General features: G+C 64.2%; 16 protein-coding genes and 1 tRNA gene. 12 read left to right on the forward strand and 5 right to left on the reverse strand.

Annotation, left to right across the window (positions count from 1 at the left end; all coding sequences use genetic code 11):
- The first annotated feature begins 117 nt into the window (after positions 1–117).
- The gene (locus Q1V43_RS01090) at positions 118–1029 is read left to right on the forward strand and encodes a hypothetical protein (protein WP_300513056.1); all 912 of its coding nucleotides are present in this window, start codon (positions 118–120) and stop codon (positions 1027–1029) included.
- A 51-nt stretch (positions 1030–1080) separates the two neighbouring features.
- Here the strand turns inward: Q1V43_RS01090 and Q1V43_RS01095 are convergent, their stop codons facing one another.
- Together Q1V43_RS01095 and mazG are read right to left on the reverse strand one after the other, a co-directional pair.
- Complete coding sequence (locus Q1V43_RS01095; protein ID WP_300513058.1) at positions 1081–2094, reverse strand: Fe(3+) ABC transporter substrate-binding protein; 1014 nt, start codon at positions 2092–2094, stop codon at positions 1081–1083.
- A 96-nt stretch (positions 2095–2190) separates the two neighbouring features.
- Positions 2191–3018, reverse strand: a complete 828-nt coding sequence (gene mazG, locus Q1V43_RS01100; RefSeq protein WP_300513060.1) for a nucleoside triphosphate pyrophosphohydrolase — start codon at positions 3016–3018, stop codon at positions 2191–2193.
- 63 nt (positions 3019–3081) lie between these two features.
- Here mazG and Q1V43_RS01105 point away from each other — a divergent pair, with 63 nt between their 5' ends.
- The 3 genes from Q1V43_RS01105 to Q1V43_RS01115 all read left to right on the forward strand — a co-directional run bounded on the left by Q1V43_RS01105 (position 3082) and on the right by Q1V43_RS01115 (position 5845).
- The gene (locus Q1V43_RS01105; protein ID WP_300513062.1) at positions 3082–4242 is read left to right on the forward strand and encodes a M20 aminoacylase family protein; all 1161 of its coding nucleotides are present in this window, start codon (positions 3082–3084) and stop codon (positions 4240–4242) included.
- Between the two features lie 64 nt (positions 4243–4306).
- Positions 4307–5272 (forward strand): agmatinase, encoded by a 966-nt coding sequence (speB, locus tag Q1V43_RS01110; RefSeq protein WP_300513064.1) that lies wholly within the window; start codon positions 4307–4309, stop codon positions 5270–5272.
- Between the two features lie 162 nt (positions 5273–5434).
- Positions 5435–5845, forward strand: a complete 411-nt coding sequence (locus tag Q1V43_RS01115; RefSeq protein WP_300513066.1) for a DUF1499 domain-containing protein — start codon at positions 5435–5437, stop codon at positions 5843–5845.
- Here the strand turns inward: Q1V43_RS01115 and Q1V43_RS01120 are convergent.
- Positions 5798–6076, reverse strand: a complete 279-nt coding sequence (locus Q1V43_RS01120) for a hypothetical protein (RefSeq protein ID WP_300513166.1) — start codon at positions 6074–6076, stop codon at positions 5798–5800. The two genes, Q1V43_RS01115 and Q1V43_RS01120, sit on opposite strands and share 48 nt — an antisense overlap.
- A gap of 62 nt (positions 6077–6138) precedes the next feature.
- Here Q1V43_RS01120 and prfA point away from each other — a divergent pair, with 62 nt between their 5' ends.
- The 3 genes from prfA (at position 6139) to Q1V43_RS01135 (ending at position 8966) form a co-directional block, all read left to right on the forward strand.
- The gene (gene prfA / locus Q1V43_RS01125; protein ID WP_300513068.1) at positions 6139–7194 is read left to right on the forward strand and encodes a peptide chain release factor 1; all 1056 of its coding nucleotides are present in this window, start codon (positions 6139–6141) and stop codon (positions 7192–7194) included.
- A gap of 27 nt (positions 7195–7221) precedes the next feature.
- Positions 7222–8055, forward strand: coding sequence for a peptide chain release factor N(5)-glutamine methyltransferase (prmC, locus tag Q1V43_RS01130; RefSeq protein ID WP_300513168.1), 834 nt, complete (start codon positions 7222–7224; stop codon positions 8053–8055).
- A 227-nt stretch (positions 8056–8282) separates the two neighbouring features.
- Positions 8283–8966: a DUF4167 domain-containing protein gene (locus Q1V43_RS01135; protein WP_300513071.1), complete on the forward strand. Its 684-nt coding sequence runs from the start codon at positions 8283–8285 to the stop codon at positions 8964–8966.
- 87 nt (positions 8967–9053) lie between these two features.
- Here Q1V43_RS01135 and gpt read toward each other — a convergent pair whose 3' ends face one another.
- Entirely contained in the window at positions 9054–9560 is a 507-nt protein-coding gene (gene gpt / locus Q1V43_RS01140) for a xanthine phosphoribosyltransferase (protein WP_300513073.1), read from the reverse strand.
- Positions 9560–10384: an enoyl-ACP reductase FabI gene (gene fabI / locus Q1V43_RS01145; protein WP_300513075.1), complete on the reverse strand. Its 825-nt coding sequence runs from the start codon at positions 10382–10384 to the stop codon at positions 9560–9562. Before fabI ends, gpt begins: the two co-directional genes overlap by 1 nt.
- Positions 10385–10512: 128 nt before the next feature.
- Between fabI and pdxH the strand changes: the two genes are divergently transcribed.
- The 5 genes from pdxH (at position 10513) to Q1V43_RS01170 (ending at position 16631) form a co-directional block, all read left to right on the forward strand.
- Complete coding sequence (gene pdxH / locus Q1V43_RS01150) at positions 10513–11130, forward strand: pyridoxamine 5'-phosphate oxidase (protein ID WP_300513077.1); 618 nt, start codon at positions 10513–10515, stop codon at positions 11128–11130.
- Positions 11131–11242: 112 nt separating this feature from the next.
- Positions 11243–11779, forward strand: coding sequence for a cold-shock protein (locus Q1V43_RS01155; RefSeq protein ID WP_300513079.1), 537 nt, complete (start codon positions 11243–11245; stop codon positions 11777–11779).
- 11 nt (positions 11780–11790) lie between these two features.
- A complete protein-coding gene (locus Q1V43_RS01160) occupies positions 11791–12279 on the forward strand; it encodes a DUF192 domain-containing protein (RefSeq protein WP_300513081.1) in 489 nt (162 codons plus the stop codon).
- Between the two features lie 41 nt (positions 12280–12320).
- Positions 12321–12397: transfer RNA gene (locus Q1V43_RS01165), tRNA-Pro, on the forward strand.
- Positions 12398–12944: 547 nt separating this feature from the next.
- Complete coding sequence (locus Q1V43_RS01170) at positions 12945–16631, forward strand: vitamin B12-dependent ribonucleotide reductase (protein WP_300513083.1); 3687 nt, start codon at positions 12945–12947, stop codon at positions 16629–16631.
- Positions 16632–16775 lie beyond the last annotated feature (144 nt).

Consider the following 16775-nt stretch of genomic DNA (forward strand, 5'->3'; position numbering starts at 1 on the left):
CCCGGACCTGGTCGCGGGCTGTTCCATGGGTGCGCTGAACCGCGAGCTCTGCACGGCGACGTCATGATGGATTTCCGTCGGCGCGCGGGTTAGACAGGCTCAAAAGAGAGGCAGGTCATGGCGAAGGTCCATATACACGTCGGCGCCCATCGTACCGGGTCGAGCGCCTTCCAGATGTTTCTGGATATCAACGCCGCTGCCCTGCGCGCGCAGGGGTTCGATCTGGCCTATCCCGACCGCGATGGCGCCGAGGGCGGGCGGTTGAAACTGTTTCTCCCCGCGCCACGCCACACGCCGGACACGGTCGACTGGCGCGTAAAGAAAGCGCGGCACAATCTGGCCCGTCAGGTTTCCGATCCGTCGCGCGCGCTGATCCTGTCCGAGGAGAACATCCTGGGGCGCATGGACCCGTTCTATCACGGCCAGTTCTACCCGTTCCTGCGGGCCCGCGCGCGGTTCATGGCCCGGGTGCTGGACGGGCGTCCGGTCGGGCGTATCCTGCTGGTGGTGCGCCCCTATGACAGCCTGTTCCTATCCGCCTTTCGCAAGCGGTCGGAGGACAATGAAATGGGCGATTTCAACGGGATACGCGACCGTATGGAGCTGTTTGAAGGCGATGGCTGGCCCGAGGTCGCGCTGACCCTGATCGAGGAGCTCCAACCGCGCAAGCTGGTGGTCATTCCCTACCAGCGCCCGCGCCGCGAGCTGGATCTGGCCCGCGCGCTGGTACCGGCTCTGGACCCGGCCTCGCTGCGGGAGCCCGAGCTGCCGGTCAATGCCAGCCTGTCTGATGCCGGGCTGTTCGAGCTGCAGCGCCGCTACCGGGACGCGGTGGCTCCGGACCGGGCGATGATCGAGCAGGTGCGCGTGCAATATGCCGGGGTGAAGGCGGACCGGCCCTACGCGGGGTTTACCGAGGCGCAGACAGAAAAGCTGCGGGTGCGCTACCATCAGGATCTGGATACGTTGCGCCTGATGATGGGCCTTGAGGTCATCGAGCCGCCGCAGCAACGGCCCGCGCCCGCATGAAAAACGCCCGGCGGGAAAGCTGGGCGTTTTCAAACTGTTCCGATCTGAAGTTCATCCGTCGAAATCGACGCTTTCGATCAGTTTCAGGGCCGCCGGACGCTGGGCGGCGACATCCATGAGGTTCACGTCATCGGCGGTGAATTCGCCCCAGGAGGCGACCAGGTCTGAGGCTGCGACGCCTTCCATCACCGGGTATTCATGCACGATCTCGGCATAGATGCCCTGCGCCTTTTCCGAGGCCAGGAATTCCATCAGTTTGATCGCGTCTTCCTTGTGCGGCGCATATTTGGTCAGCGCCATGCCCGAGACGTTCACATGGGTGCCCGAGCCCTCGAACACCGGGAAGAGGATGCGCACGCTGTCGGCCCATTCCTTCTGTTCGTCATTGTTGACCATCGCGCCCATGTAATAGGTGTTGCCCAGCGAAATATCGCATTCACCGGCCCAGATCGCCTTGATCTGCGCACGGTCGTTGCCCTGGGGCTTACGGGCCAGGTTCGCCTTCACGCCTTCCAGCCAGGCGATGGTGGCCTCTTCGCCGTTGTTGTTCAGGAAGGCCGCGACCAGGGCGAGCGTATAGGCGTTGGTGCCGGAACGGGTACAGATGCGGCCCGCCCATTTCGGGTCGGCCAGGTCCTCGTAGCTGGTCAGCTCGCCATCGGCGACGCGGTCCTTCGAGGCATAGACGACACGGGCGCGGGTGGTCAGGCCGAACCATTCATTGTCCGGGTCACGGTAGGCCGAGGGCACGTTGGCGGCCAGGATGTCGCTTTCGACCGGCTGGGCCACGCCGGCATCGACGATCGCCGCCAGGCGCGAGATGTCGGTGGTCAGGATCACGTCGGCCGGGGTGCGGGTGCCTTCAGCTTTCAGGCGCTCGATCATGCCCTTGTTCAGAAAGGCCACGTTCACGGCGATGCCGGTCTCTTCGGTAAAGGCGTCCATCAGCGGCTGGATCAGTTCGGGCTGACGGTAGGAATAGACGTTCACCTCCTGTGCCACGGCACTTTGGGCGGCGGGCAGGGCGGTGGACAGGGCCAGAAGGGCGGCAATTGTGGATTTCATAACGCGGTATCTCCGTAAGCGATGTTTGAACGCCATAAACCCGAGTTTTTTTCTCAGGTCAATACCTGACTAAAACATTCTGGAAATCGGATCCGCCTAGGTTCTGCCCGCCTTTTCCGCGACTTTCACCGCGTTCCAGAGGGCGTCCATTTCTTCCAGGCTGGCGTCTTCGGGTCGGCGTCCCTCAGCGGCAAGCCGGTCCTCTATCCCATTGAAACGACGTTCGAATTTGGCGTTGCAATGGCGCAGAGCCTCTTCCGGTTCCACATCCAGATGGCGGGCCAGGTTGGCCATGACGAACAGCAGATCGCCCATCTCCTCGCGGATTTCTTCCTGCGTCAACCTGTCGCGGGCTTCGACAAGTTCGCGCGCCTCTTCCTGGATCTTGTCCAGAACCTGCGCGGTCTCGGGCCAGTCAAACCCGACTCGCGCGGCGCGTTTTTGCAGCTTTACCGCGCGCAGCAGGGCGGGCAGGCCGATGGCCACCCCGTCCAGCACGCCATGTTCCGCCTTGGCCGCCCGTTCGGCGGCCTTGATCGTTTCCCAGTCTCGGGTCTGCTGTTCGGCCGACTTGTCGCGGGTCTCGTCGCCGAAGACATGCGGGTGGCGGGCAACCATCTTGTCGGACATGCCGTCGGCCACCTCGTCAAAGCTGAACAGCCCGGCCTCCTCGGCCATCTGCGCGTGAAACACCGACTGGAACAGCAGATCGCCCAGCTCGCCCTTCAGCTCGCCCCAGGCCTCGCGCTCGATCGCGTCGGCGACCTCATAGGCTTCCTCGATCGTGTAGGGCGCGATGGTGGAGAAATCCTGTTCGATGTCCCATGGGCAGCCGGAGCGGGGGTCGCGCAGCCGCCGCATGATCTCCAGCAGGCGCGGCATGCCGCCCTTCGGGTTGTGAACCAACCGGTCAGATTCTGTCATTGCGCTCTGCCTCGTTTCGGTGAACTCTTCCCGGGATACCATGCGAGCGCACAGGAGCAACCCATGCCGATCATCAACCGCATCGCCGATTACGCCGAGGAGATGAAAACCTGGCGGCGCTGGATGCACATGCATCCGGAACTGGGGCTGGAGTGTCATGAAACCGCCGCCTACGTGGTCGCGCGCCTGCGCGAGTTCGGCGTGGACGAAATTCACGAAGGGATCGGTGTCTCGGGCGTGGTCGCGGTGATTGAGGGGCAGGGTGTGGGCGGCACAATCGGGCTACGCGCCGACATGGACGCACTGCCGATGCCGGAGGAAACCGGGCTGGAATATGCCTCCAAAGTCGATGGGCGCATGCATGCCTGCGGCCATGACGGCCACACCACGATGCTGCTGGGCGCCGCGAAATACCTGGCCGAAACGCGGCGCTTTGCGGGCAGGGTCGTGCTGATCTTTCAACCCGCCGAGGAAAATGGCGGCGGCGCCAAGGTCATGTGCGACGAAGGGCTCATGGACCGGTTCGGCATCGATCAGGTCTATGGCATCCACAATGTGCCGGATCAGGATTTCGGCGCGTTCTTTGCCTGCGACGGTCCGGCACTGGCCGCTGTCGACACCCTGACCGCGACCATCAGGGGGCAGGGCGGCCACGGCGCCTATCCGCAGGAGACCCGCGACCCGGTGATCGCGGCGGCGGGCATGGCCATGGCGTTGCAGACCATCGTCAGCCGCAATGTGCATCCGCTCGATCAACTGGTGATTTCCGTGACCCAGATCCACGGCGGCTCGGCCGAGAACGTGATCGCCGACAGCGCCTGGATCCAGGCCACCGTGCGGTCCTTCAGCCCCGAGGTGCGCGACATGGCCGAACGCCGCATCCGCGCGGTGCTGGAGGGTCAGGCGGCCGCGTTCGATGTGGCGGTCGAGATCGACTATGAACGCGGCTACCCGGCCACGGTGAACCATGCCTCCGGCGTTGCGCTGGCCGGCAGGGCCGCCGTGGACGTGGCCGGCGAAGCCTCGGTGGACCTGCACCGCAACCCGGAAATGGGCGCCGAGGATTTCGCCTATATGCTCGAAGAACGCCCTGGCGCCTATTTCTTCCTCGGGATTGGCGAGGGCGCGGGCCTGCACAATCCGAAATACGACTTCAACGACGAGGCCGCGCCGGTCGGGGCCAGTTTCTTTGCACGGCTGGTCGAGATCGCGCAGCCGGTGTAACAGCACTTGCAAATTTGATCAAATTTCGCAACATGGGGTCCGAACAGGGAATCTGGAGGGCCCCATGGCACTGGAAGACGCAAAACAGCAGGTCGACACGGCAATAACCCGCGAGGGATTCAGGGGGCTGTCGTTCGAAAACACCTTCGGCGGCGTGACCTCCTTTCTGCGCCGCACGCTGACCAAGGATCTGACCGGCGTCGATCTGGCCGTGACCGGCATTCCCTTTGATCAGGCCGTCACGAACCGCCCCGGCACCCGTCTGGGTCCGCGCGCGATCCGCGAAGCCTCGGCGCTGCAATCGCCCGATGCCCCCTATGGATGGGGATTTGACCCGCTGTCGGAATTTGCCATTGCCGATTATGGCGACCTGGCCTTCGACTATGCCCATGTGGACGAGTTTCCCGCCGCGCTGGAGGCGCATATCACCGGCATTCTCGATCAGAATGCGGCCTCTCTGGTGCTGGGCGGCGATCACTACATCACCTTCCCGATCCTGCGCGCCCATGCCAGGAAACACGGGCCGCTGAGCCTGTTGCAATTCGACGCCCACACCGACACCTGGCCCGACGACGACCTGACCCGCGTGGACCATGGCACCATGTTCTACAAGGCGGTGAAGGAAGGCATCGTGGACCCGGCGCGATCCGTCCAGGTCGGCATCCGCACCCAGAATGACGACACCCTGGGCGTGAATATCATCGACGCGCGCGAGGTGCATGAACGCGGGCCGGTTGAAACCGCGAAGAAGATCAAGTCGATCCTTGGCGACCACAAGACCTATCTGACCTTCGACATCGACGCGCTGGACCCGGCTTACGCGCCCGGCACCGGGACGCCGGTCTGGGGCGGGCTGACCTCGGCCCAGGTCTCGATCATGATGCGGGATCTGGCGGGCATCAACCTGGTGGGGGGCGATATCGTCGAGGTCTCGCCGCCCTATGACACCTCCGGCGCCACCGCGATTGCCGGGGCTCATGTGGCGATGGAGATCCTGTGCCTGTGGTGCTGGACCCGCCGTCACGGCTGACCGGGGACGGCGCGCCCGGGAACCGCGCTCCATGGCGCGTGGCCGGCACCGGAGCGGCGGCCGGAAGGGTGACGCAAAGGAAAACTCGCGTTTCCCTGTCTCCAAACCTATGTGAACCCACCAATGGGAAGCCTGGTCGCACAATCGGAGAAGGACAGGGGCATGGTGGTGAAAATTCTTCTGGGGCTGGCAATCGTTCTGCTTGTGCTGATGGCCTATGTCCGATTGTCCCCGAATGATCCGGCGCGCTTCCACGTTGAGGTTGCCGCCACGCCGCAACGCATGGCGGGCGGGGTGATCGAAGTGATCCCGGGCGACGCCGAAACCGTGCAGGCGCTTGACCGCATTGCCCGTGCCACCCCGCGCACGCGGCTTTTCGCGGGCTCGCCCACCGGGGGGCATGTGACCTACATCACCCGCACGGCATTCTGGGGATTTCCGGATTTCACGACCGTGCAGCAGCGCGATGACCAGATCGTGATCTATGCCCGGCTACGCTTCGGGCGCGGCGATATGGGGGTGAATTCAGCCCGCGTCTCCGACTGGCTCCAGCGGCTTCAAACGGTCGAGTAGCGACGAGACGCAGCCCTCGCCGGTGTCACGCCAGATCGGCACGTTCAGGGACATTTCGCATCGGGCCATGAAGGCACGGCCGTCCACGAACAGGCAGATCGTTTCGCCCAGTTCGACCCGCGCGCCCTGGGTGTCGGTGCAGTAGCAGTCAATCACCTTGCCGCCCGGGCCGGTCACATCGGCCGTGGCTGTGCTGGCGACAAGCGCCAATATCATCGCCGCGCGGAACATGGCCATAGCCTAGCATCAAACCCGCCCTTGACCAAATCCACCCGCGCAGGCAAACCGGACCCATGGTGCCCTTGGACAAACTCGACGCGATCACCCAGAGATTCCAATTCCTTGAAGCCCGCATGGCCGAGGGGTTGTCCGGCGATGAAATCGCCGCCGTGGGCCGCGAATATGCCGAGCTGAAACCGGTGGTCGACGGGATTGCGGCCTATCGCCAGCTTCTCGATGACATTTCCGAGGCCGAGGCGATGCTCGCGGACCCGGAAATGAAGGCGCTGGCCGAGGAAGAACTGCCAGGCCTGCGCGACGCCCTGCCCGAGGCCGAGCAGGCCATGCGGCTCGCGCTCCTGCCCAGGGATGCCGCCGACGCCCGCCCGGCGATGATCGAAATCCGCCCCGGCACCGGTGGCGACGAGGCGGCGCTTTTCGCCGGTGATCTTCTGCGCATGTACCAGCGCTATGCCGAGGCGCAGGGCTGGAGCTTCGACGTGATTGATGCGACCGAAACCGAACTGGGCGGCATCAAGGACGCCACCGTACACATCAAGGGCGAGGGGGTCTTTGCCCGGCTGAAATATGAAAGCGGCGTGCACCGGGTGCAGCGTGTGCCGGAAACCGAAAGCGGCGGGCGGATCCACACGTCGGCCGCCACCGTGGCCGTGTTGCCCGAAGCCGAGGACGTGGACATCCAGATCGACCCCGGCGACATCCGCATCGACACGATGCGCGCTTCGGGGGCAGGGGGGCAGCACGTGAACACGACCGATTCAGCGGTGCGCATCACCCACCTGCCGACCGGCATCGTCGTGACCAGCAGCGAGAAGAGCCAGCACCGCAACCGCGAAATTGCCATGCAGGTGCTGAAAGCCCGCCTGTTCGATGCCGAACGCCAGCGCGTGCATGATCAACGCGCCGCCGACCGGCGCAGCCAGGTGGGCTCGGGCGATCGCTCGGAACGCATCCGCACCTACAACTTCCCGCAGGGCCGCATGACCGACCACCGGATCAACCTGACGCTCTATGCGCTCGACAAGGTGATGCAGGGCGACCTGGACGAGACCATCGACGCGCTGACCGCCGCCGACCAGGCCGCGCAGCTGGCCGAAATGGAGGGCTGATCCATGAGCGACGCCAAAGCCGGGACCATGACCGGCGCCGAGGCAATCCGTATTGCCGTGGCGGACCTTGCAGGCGCCGGGGTGGCCGACCCGTCCCGCGATGCGCGCCGTCTGATGGCCATGGTCATGGGGCTCGACCCGTCGCGCCTGACCCTGCATCTGCATGACGTGATCACGGACCAGGAGGAATTCGCCTTCTTCCTTCATGTGCAGGAACGCTGCAAACGCCAGCCGCTGTCGCAGATCGTCGGATATCGCGAGTTTTATGGCCGCCGGTTTCAGGTCACTCCCGCCGTGCTCGACCCGCGCCCGGACACCGAGATCCTGGTCGAAGCAGCGCTGGCCGAACCCTTCGAACGTGTGCTGGACCTGGGCACCGGCTCGGGGTGTATCCTGCTCACGCTCCTGAAGGAAATGCCCGGCGCCTGGGGGCTGGGCACCGACCTGTCCGGCAAGGCGCTGGAGGTGGCCAGCGCCAACCGCGCGGCGCTGGGGCTGGACGGTCCCGCCGTTCTGCGCGAGGGCAGCTGGTGGGACGCGGTCGAGGGAGGGCCCTTCGACCTGATCGTCTCCAACCCGCCCTATATCGCCGAATCCGCCATGGCCTCGCTGGAACCCGAGGTGCGCGACTGGGAGCCGCACCTGGCGCTGACCCCGGGGGGGGACGGGCTGGACGCCTATCGCCTGATCACCGCCGGCGCGCTGGCGCATCTGGAACCGGGCGGCCGGCTGATGGTCGAAATCGGCTTCGACCAAGGCGATGCGGTCGCCGCCATGTTCGAAGCCGCCGGCTTTACCGAGGTGCGCCTGCTGCCGGATCTGGACGGGCGGGACCGGGTGGTCATGGGCAACGCGCCCTGAACCGGGTGGGAATTCCGGGCAAAATCGCGGGAAATTCGCCGAAACGCCGGAAAAATCCCAATTAACCCTTGTCTTGCCCGACACGGCATGGCAACTCATGGGTACGGGCATCGGATGCTGGTCCCCCGGACCCCCGCTGCGCGCAAGCCCAAAATGTCGGATGTTGTGGCGCCACTTGCGCCGGGTCCGCGAAAGAGACAAGCCACAAAGGCTGGACATCAAAGCTCATGAGATCTTCGAAACGATCGCGCGGTAAGCAGAACCGCAACCGCAACAACAACCCCGGCAATATCATCAACCGGGTGTTCGACAGCTCCGGGCCGGAAGGCAAGGTGCGCGGTACGCCGCAACAGATTATCGACAAATACACGCAACTGGCGCGCGATGCGGCTCTCGGCAATGACCGGGTGGCGGCAGAGAACTTCCAGCAGCACTCGGAACACTACACACGTCTTCTGGGCGAGGCGCAGCGCGAGGTCGACGCCCGCCGGGCCGCGGCCGAGGAACAGAACCGCCAGCGCCAGCAGCAGCAGCGCGAGGAACGCGAAGCCCGCGAGGCGCATAAGGCCGAGAAACGCGACGCCCAGAAGGTCGAACAGGCCGGCGGCGAAGGCGAGGGCGAGCCGCCCCGGCCCGCCCGGCAGACCAGCATGGATCCGGGCGACGCGCCGCAGCCCGCGATGGGCGGTGACGTCATCGACGCCGGAGACGAAGCGGACAGCGGGCTGGTCGAGACCCCGGAAAGCAAACCCAAGAAACGTGCGCCCCGCCCGCGCAAGCCCCGCGCGCCGAAGGCCGAGATGACAGACGATCCCAAACCCGAACCCAAGACCAGGGCGAAGCCCGTGGCCAAGGCCAAGGATGCGGAGAAAACCGCCGACGGCCCCGAGACGCCGGAAGCTGCCGAATAACAGCGCAGGGGCGGATTTCACCCCGCCAAAGAAAAGGCCCCGCCAATCGGTCGGGGCCTTTTCTTTTCAACCTGTTGCCGCGGGAGGTTAATCCTTGCCGCGATAGGGTTCGACGTACTGCAGCGCCATATCCCAGGGAAAGAAGATCCAGGTGTCCTGGCTGACCCCGGTGATGAACGTGTCCACCATCGGTTCGCCCTTGGGCTTGGCATAGACGGTGGCGAAATGAGCCTTGGGGTAGAGCGCGCGCACCACCTCCAGTGTTTTTCCGCTGTCCACGAGGTCGTCGATCACCAGCACGCCCGCGCCGTCGCCGATGATGGCCGGATCCGGGGCCTTCAGCACCACGGCGTCGCTCTGGCTCTGGTGGTCGTAGCTCTTCACGCTGATCGTATCGACCACACGCACGTCCAGCTCTCGGGCGATGATCATCGCCGGTGCCATGCCGCCACGGGTAATGGCGACAATGGCGCGCCAGGCGCCGGCATCCGGCCCCTTGCCGTCCAGCCGCCAGGCCAGGGCGCGGCTGTCGCGGTGCAGCTGGTCCCAGCTGACGTGAAACCCTTTCTCATGCGGGAGCTGATGGTCGCTCATCACGACTTCCTCCCGGTCACGACGTCGATGTCCGGCGCATCCACCGCCTTCATGCCGACCACGTGATAGCCCGCGTCGACATGGTGGGTTTCCCCGGTCACGCCCGAGCCCAGATCGGACAGCAGATACAGCGCCGACTTGCCCACGTCGTCGATTGTCACATTGCGGCGTAGCGGCGAGTTCAGCTCGTTCCACTTCAGGATATAGCGGAAATCGCCGATGCCCGAGGCCGCCAGAGTCTTGATCGGCCCGGCCGAGATCGAATTCACACGGATATTGCGCTTGCCATAGTCCTCGGCGAGGTAGCGCACCGAGGCCTCCAGCGCGGCTTTCGCGACGCCCATCACATTGTAATGCGGCATCACCTGTTCGGCGCCGTAATAGGTCAGGGTCAGCATCGACCCGCCGTCTTCGGGCATCAGCGCGGCGGCGCGGCGGGCCACCGAGGTAAAGCTGTAGACCGAAATGTCCATGGTCATCAGGAAGTTGTCGCGGCTGGTCTCGGCATAGAGCCCGCGAAGTTCGGATTTGTCCGAGAAACCAATGGCATGCACGATGAAGTCAATCTTGCCCCAGCGGGCTTCGATCTCGGTGAACAGCGCGTCGACCGAGGCCTCGTCGCTGACGTCGCAATCGACAATGAAATCGCTGTCCAGCTTCGCCGCCAGGGGCCCCACGCGTTTCTTCATCGCCTCGCCCTGGTAGGACAGCGCCAGCTCGGCGCCCGCCCCGTGCAGGGCCTGGGCAATGCCCCAGGCAATGGATTTGTCATTGGCAAGGCCCATGATCAGGCCGCGCTTTCCATTCATCAAACCGGTCGACATTCTGTGTTCCCCGTCCCGTCTATCTGCGTTATGCCCCTTTAGGCGATTGCGCCTGACCCCGCAAGTCTTGCCGGGCTTATGGGCCGGGGCGCGCGGAATATGGTATCGCGAAAAAACAGGAGCGCGCCATGACAGATCGAGGTGGTAAATTCGCAGGCCGGGACCCTTTCGTGATCGCCCGCGCCTGGCTGACCGAGGCCGAGGCCAGCGAACCCAACGACCCCAATGCGATTGCGCTTTCCACGGTGGACGGGGACGGGCTGCCCAACGCGCGCATGGTGCTGTTGAAGGAAATCGAGGAGGACGCCTTCGTCTTCTATACCAACTACGGTTCCACCAAGGCCGGCGAGATCGAACGCGAAGGGTTCGGGGCGGGCAAGGCCGCCTTCGTCATGCATTGGAAAAGCCTGCGCCGCCAGATCCGGGTGCGCGGGCTGGTGAGCCGCGAAGAGGGGCCACAGGCGGATGAATATTATGCCTCGCGCTCGCTCAAGAGTCGCCTTGGCGCCTGGGCATCCGACCAGTCGCAGCCGCTGTCCTCCCGCGCGGCCCTGATGGCCAAGGTGGCCAGGGTGACGGCCGAACACGGACCCAATCCCGACCGGCCTCCGTTCTGGGGCGGCTACCGCATTCACCCGCTCGAAATCGAGTTCTGGGCCGATGGGGCGTTCCGGCTGCACGACCGGTTCCGCTGGACCCGCGATTCCGTCTCTGCGCCGTGGCATGTGGACCGCCTGAACCCGTGAGCTTCTTTCGGGCGCTTTCCAACACGTCCAAAAGTATAGGTTTTTTAAACCTTGCACCTCCTGATGTTCTGGCACACAACTTAGGTGGGGATGCGAACACACGGGTGTTTGAATGACAGAAGAAAACAACGCGCAGACGGGGACCGTTCTGCGCGGTCAGGTCAAATGGTTTGACCCGGCCAAGGGGTTCGGGTTCGTAGTGGCCGACAGTGGTGGCCCGGATATTCTGTTGCACGCGAACGTGCTCAGGAATTTCGGTCAGGGCTCGGTCGCGGACGGGGCCGGGATCGAAATCATCGTGCAGGAAACCACGCGTGGCATGCAGGCCACCGAGGTTCTGTCGATCGACCCGCCCGCAGAGGGTGAGGTCGAACCGGGCGAGAATGGCGCCGCCCCGGACCTGAGCGAGGCCGGCCCGGTGGAGCCCGCCCGCGTGAAATGGTTCGACAAGGGCAAGGGGTTCGGCTTTGCCAATGTGTTCGGCCGCCCCGACGACGTGTTCATCCATGTCGAGGTGCTGCGCCGTTCGGGTCTGGCCGATCTTCAGCCCGGCGAGGCGATTTGCCTGCGCGTGATCGACGGCAAACGCGGACGCATGGCCGCCGTGGTCACGGCTTGGGATTCGGTTGTTCAGGGCAAGGACGAGTGAAAGGACGAGGCATGAGACGGATTGGGGCAGTACTGGCGCTGTGCGGCGCGTTGATAGGGCAGGGCGCCTTGGCCGACAGTGACAGCTGCGCCCCGGAACGGCTCGATATTCGCGGCGATTGGGGCCAGGCGCAGTTCTCCGTCGAATTGGCCCAAACGGTGCAGGAACGTGCGCGCGGGCTGATGTTTCGCGAGAGCCTGGGTGCTTCCCAGGGCATGCTGTTTCTCTACCCCCGGCCCGACCGTCACGCCTTCTGGATGAAGAACACCCTCATCCCGCTCGACATGATCTTCATCACGCCGGAAGGCGTGGTGCAGTATGTGCATGAAAACGCCATTCCCCAGGACCTGACCCCGATCAGCGGGGGGGATGGCGTGATCGCGGTGCTTGAGATCAAGGGTGGCATGGCGCGCATCCTGGGGATCGAAGAAGGCAGCGAGCTGCGCCATCCGGGCTTTGATCCGGAAATTGCCGCCTGGCCCTGTGCCCCGGCCAATTAACTCTTTCCATCACTGGCGCCTGCGGCTATTCAGACCCGGTTCGGGGCGTAGCGCAGCCTGGTAGCGCGTCTGTTTTGGGTACAGAAGGTCGTGAGTTCGAATCTCGCCGCCCCGACCACTCTCCACATCGCAAGAGAATCGGGCATTCGAGTCGTTTCCGTATGGTGCGCGCGCAGCAAGAGAGTAGCTATTCCTACTACACGCATAAGAAGAACAATACTGCATGCGCAGCATGTTCTCCACAGCCCCCTTCAACCCGTTTTGCAGCCTCTCGCGCTAAGCCCGCCGAGACATTCGAAAATTCCGGAAATCACCCTGTGGATGAATCAATTGGTTAACATCCCGCCACCAGAAGACGCCCGTCGGGTCAACACAAAAGAGCTGGGGAAAAACCTGAAATTTCCGTTGACGCTGTATGGGTCCATACGCCAGTTTGTGGGAGCCGGTCGGAAGCGCCACAATATATAGTGGCCGGGCCGGAGGTGATAGGAAAACGCATCAAAGCCGCGGCCCCTGGGGCCAGGTGACGGGGACAGGCCGAAAAGGCAGGGCTCCGGCCGATACCGTTCTGCTTTTCGTCCTCCGATCGGCACGAATTTCAAGACGGCGGTGCCAAGCCAGGAACGCGGTGCCGCCACAGCGCAAAAAAACCGGACGGGGCACCCATGAAGATCGCACGAAAGTTCACCACCGAAGGCCAAGACGCATACGCCGATCTGGATTTCATCACGACCCAGTCCGAAATCCGCAATCCGGACGGCACCGTGGTGTTCAAGCTGGACGACTGCGAAGTGCCCGGTGGCTGGAGCCAGGTGGCCTCGGACGTGATCGCGCAGAAATACTTCCGCAAGGCCGGTGTGCCCGCCGCCCTGAAACGGGTGCGCGAAAAGGGCGTGCCGCAGTTCCTGTGGCGCTCGGTCCCGGATGAAAAAGCCCTGGCCGAACTGCCGGAACAGGACCGTTTCGGCGGCGAAACCTCGGCCAAGCAGGTGTTCGACCGTCTGGCCGGCGCCTGGACCTACTGGGGCTGGAAAGGTGGCTATTTCACCACCGAGGAAGACGCCCGCGCCTATTTCGACGAAATGCGCCACATGCTGGCCGCGCAGCGCGCCGCGCCGAACTCGCCGCAGTGGTTCAACACCGGGCTTCACTGGGCCTATGGCATCGACGGCCCCTCGCCGGGCCACTACTACGGGGATTTCAAGACCGGCAAGCTGACACGGTCGAGCAGCGCTTACGAGCACCCGCAGCCCCATGCCTGTTTCATCCAGTCGGTCGGTGACGACCTTGTGGGTGACGGCGGGATCATGGATCTGTGGGTGCGCGAGGCACGCCTGTTCAAATACGGCTCCGGCACCGGTACCAATTTCTCGTCGCTGCGCGCGGCAAATGAAAACCTGTCGGGCGGCGGCAAGTCGTCGGGCCTGATGGGCTTTCTCAAGATCGGCGACCGGGCGGCCGGGGCGATCAAGTCGGGCGGCACTACGCGTCGCGCGGCGAAGATGGTCATCGTCGACGCCGATCACCCGGATATCGAGGAATACATCAACTGGAAGGTGAAGGAAGAGCAGAAAGTGGCCTCGCTGGTGGCGGGCTCCAAGATGCACGAAACCCACCTGAACGCGATCTTTGCCGCCATCCGCGCCTGGGAAGGTGTCGAGGAGGCCGCGACCGATCCGAAGGAAAACGAGACCCTGAAGGACGCCGTGCGTGCCGCCAAGAAGGTTTCGATCCCCGAAGCCTATATCAAACGCGTGCTGGACTATGCCAAGCAAGGCTATGCCTCGATCGAGTTCCCGACCTATGACACCGACTGGGACAGCGAGGCCTATGCCTCCGTGTCGGGCCAGAACTCCAACAACTCGGTGCGCGTGACCGACGCCTTCCTCGAGGCGGTCGACTCGGATGCCGATTGGGAGCTGATCCGGCGCACCGACGGCACGGTCGCCAAGACGATCAAGGCCCGCGACCTGTGGGAGCAGATCGGCCACGCCGCCTGGGCCTGCGCCGATCCGGGCATCCAGTATCACGACACGGTCAACGCCTGGCACACCTGCCCGGAAGATGGCGAGATCCGCGGCTCGAACCCGTGTTCGGAATACATGTTCCTCGATGATACCGCCTGCAACCTGGCCTCGATGAACCTGCTGACCTTCCTGAAGGACGGGCAGTTCCAGGCCGAGGACTACATGCATGCCACGCGGCTCTGGACCATCACGCTGGAAATCTCGGTGACAATGGCGCAGTTCCCCTCGAAGGAGATTGCGCAGCGGTCCTACGATTTCCGCACCCTTGGTCTGGGCTATGCCAATATCGGCGGCCTCTTGATGAACATGGGCTATGGCTACGACTCGGATGAAGGCCGCGCCCTGGGCGGCGCGCTGACCGCGATCATGTCCGGTGTGGCCTATGCGACCTCGGCCGAGATGGCCGCCGAGCTGGGCACCTTCCCGGGCTATGAGAAGAACGCGGACCACATGCTGCGGGTGATCCGCAACCACCGCACCGCCGCTTACGGTGCGACGGAAGGCTATGAGGATCTGTCGATCAACCCGGTCGCGCTGGATCACGCCAACTGCCCCGACCCGCGCCTGATCGACCTGGCCATGACCGCCTGGGACGAGGCGCTGGAGCTGGGCCAGGCAAGCGGCTACCGCAACGCGCAGGTCTCGGTGATTGCGCCGACCGGCACCATCGGCCTTGTGATGGATTGCGACACCACCGGGATCGAGCCCGACTTCGCGCTGGTGAAGTTCAAGAAACTGGCCGGCGGCGGTTACTTCAAGATCATCAACCGCTCGGTGCCCGCGGCGCTTGAGAAACTGGGCTATGACAGCGCCCAGATCGAGGAGATCGTCGCCTATGCGGTCGGTCACGGCACCATGGGCAACGCCCCCGCGATCAACCACACCACGCTGATCGGCCACGGTTTCGGCCAGAACGAGATCGCCAAGATCGAGGCCGCCCTGCCGTCCGCCTTCGACATCCGCTTCGTCTTCAACCAGTGGACCCTGGGCGAGGAATTCTGCACCAATGTGCTGGGCATCCCCGCCGCAAAGCTGAACGATCCGGAATTCAGCCTGCTGCGTCACCTGGGCTTTACCCGCCAGGACATCGAGGCGGCGAACGACCACGTGCTGGGCACCATGACCCTGGAAGGGGCTCCGCACCTGAAGGAAGCGCATTACAACGTTTTCGACTGCGCCAATGCCTGCGGCAAGAAGGGCAAGCGCTTCCTTTCGGTGAACAGCCACATCGACATGATGGCCGCCGCGCAGAGCTTCATCTCCGGCGCGATTTCCAAGACCATCAACATGCCGAACGACGCCACGATCGAGGATTGCCAGGCTGCTTATGAACGCAGCTGGCAGAAGGGCATTAAGGCCAACGCGCTCTACCGTGACGGCTCGAAACTGAGCCAACCGCTGGCCGCCGCCCTGGTCGAGGATGACGAGGAGGCCGAAGAGGTGCTGGCGACCGGCACCCCGCAGGAAAAAGCCGCCGTTCTGGCCGAGAAGATCATCGAGAAGGTGGTCATCAAGGAGGTCGCCCGCGGCCGCGAGAAACTGCCCGAGCGCCGCAAGGGCTACACCCAGAAGGCCATCGTCGGCGGGCACAAGGTCTACCTGCGCACCGGCGAATACGAAGACGGCCAGCTGGGCGAGATCTTCATCGACATGCACAAGGAAGGTGCCGGTTTCCGCGCGATGATGAACAACTTCGCCATCGCCGTATCCGTGGGGCTGCAATACGGTGTGCCGCTGGAGGAATTCGTGGATGCCTTCACCTTTACCAAGTTCGAACCGGCGGGCATGGTGCAGGGCAATGACTCGATCAAGAACGCCACCTCGATCCTGGATTACATCTTCCGCGAACTGGCCGTGTCCTACCTGGACCGGACCGACCTTGCCCATGTGAAACCCGAAGGCGCGGCTTTCGACGATCTGGGCGGCGGCCAGCAAGAGGGTGTGTCGAACGTGCAGGAGCCGTCGGAAAGCACCACCGCCAAGTCGATCGAAGTGCTCAAGCAGATCAGCTCGACCGGCTACCTGCGCAAACGTGTGCCGCAGGAGCTGATGGTGCTGCAGGGCGGGGCCGCCGGGGCGACCTCGCTGGACGCCTCCGACCCGGTCGGCGCGCTGAATACGCTGGTGCCGGAAACCGCGACCACCACCACGGTCGTGAGCGAGACCGCGATTGCGGCGGGGGCGACGTCGATCGACGCCCGCACCAAGGCCAAGATGCAGGGGTATGAGGGTGATCCCTGCGGCGAATGCGGCAACTACACGCTGGTGCGCAACGGCACCTGCATGAAGTGCAACACCTGCGGCTCGACCACGGGCTGCAGCTGAGGAATTCCCTCCCCGATTGGGGAGGGACGGCGCGCGCAAGCCCAATAGTGGGCACCGGTTTTGGGGCCGACTTGCGCAGCCAATCAGACAGAGTGGGGCGGTTCCTGGCCCTCTCACTCTCACACGGGGCGGGTGCGCTCGCCC

This window comes from Aliiroseovarius sp., from assembly GCF_030148435.1.
Classification (GTDB): Bacteria; Pseudomonadota; Alphaproteobacteria; order Rhodobacterales; family Rhodobacteraceae; genus JASBTN01.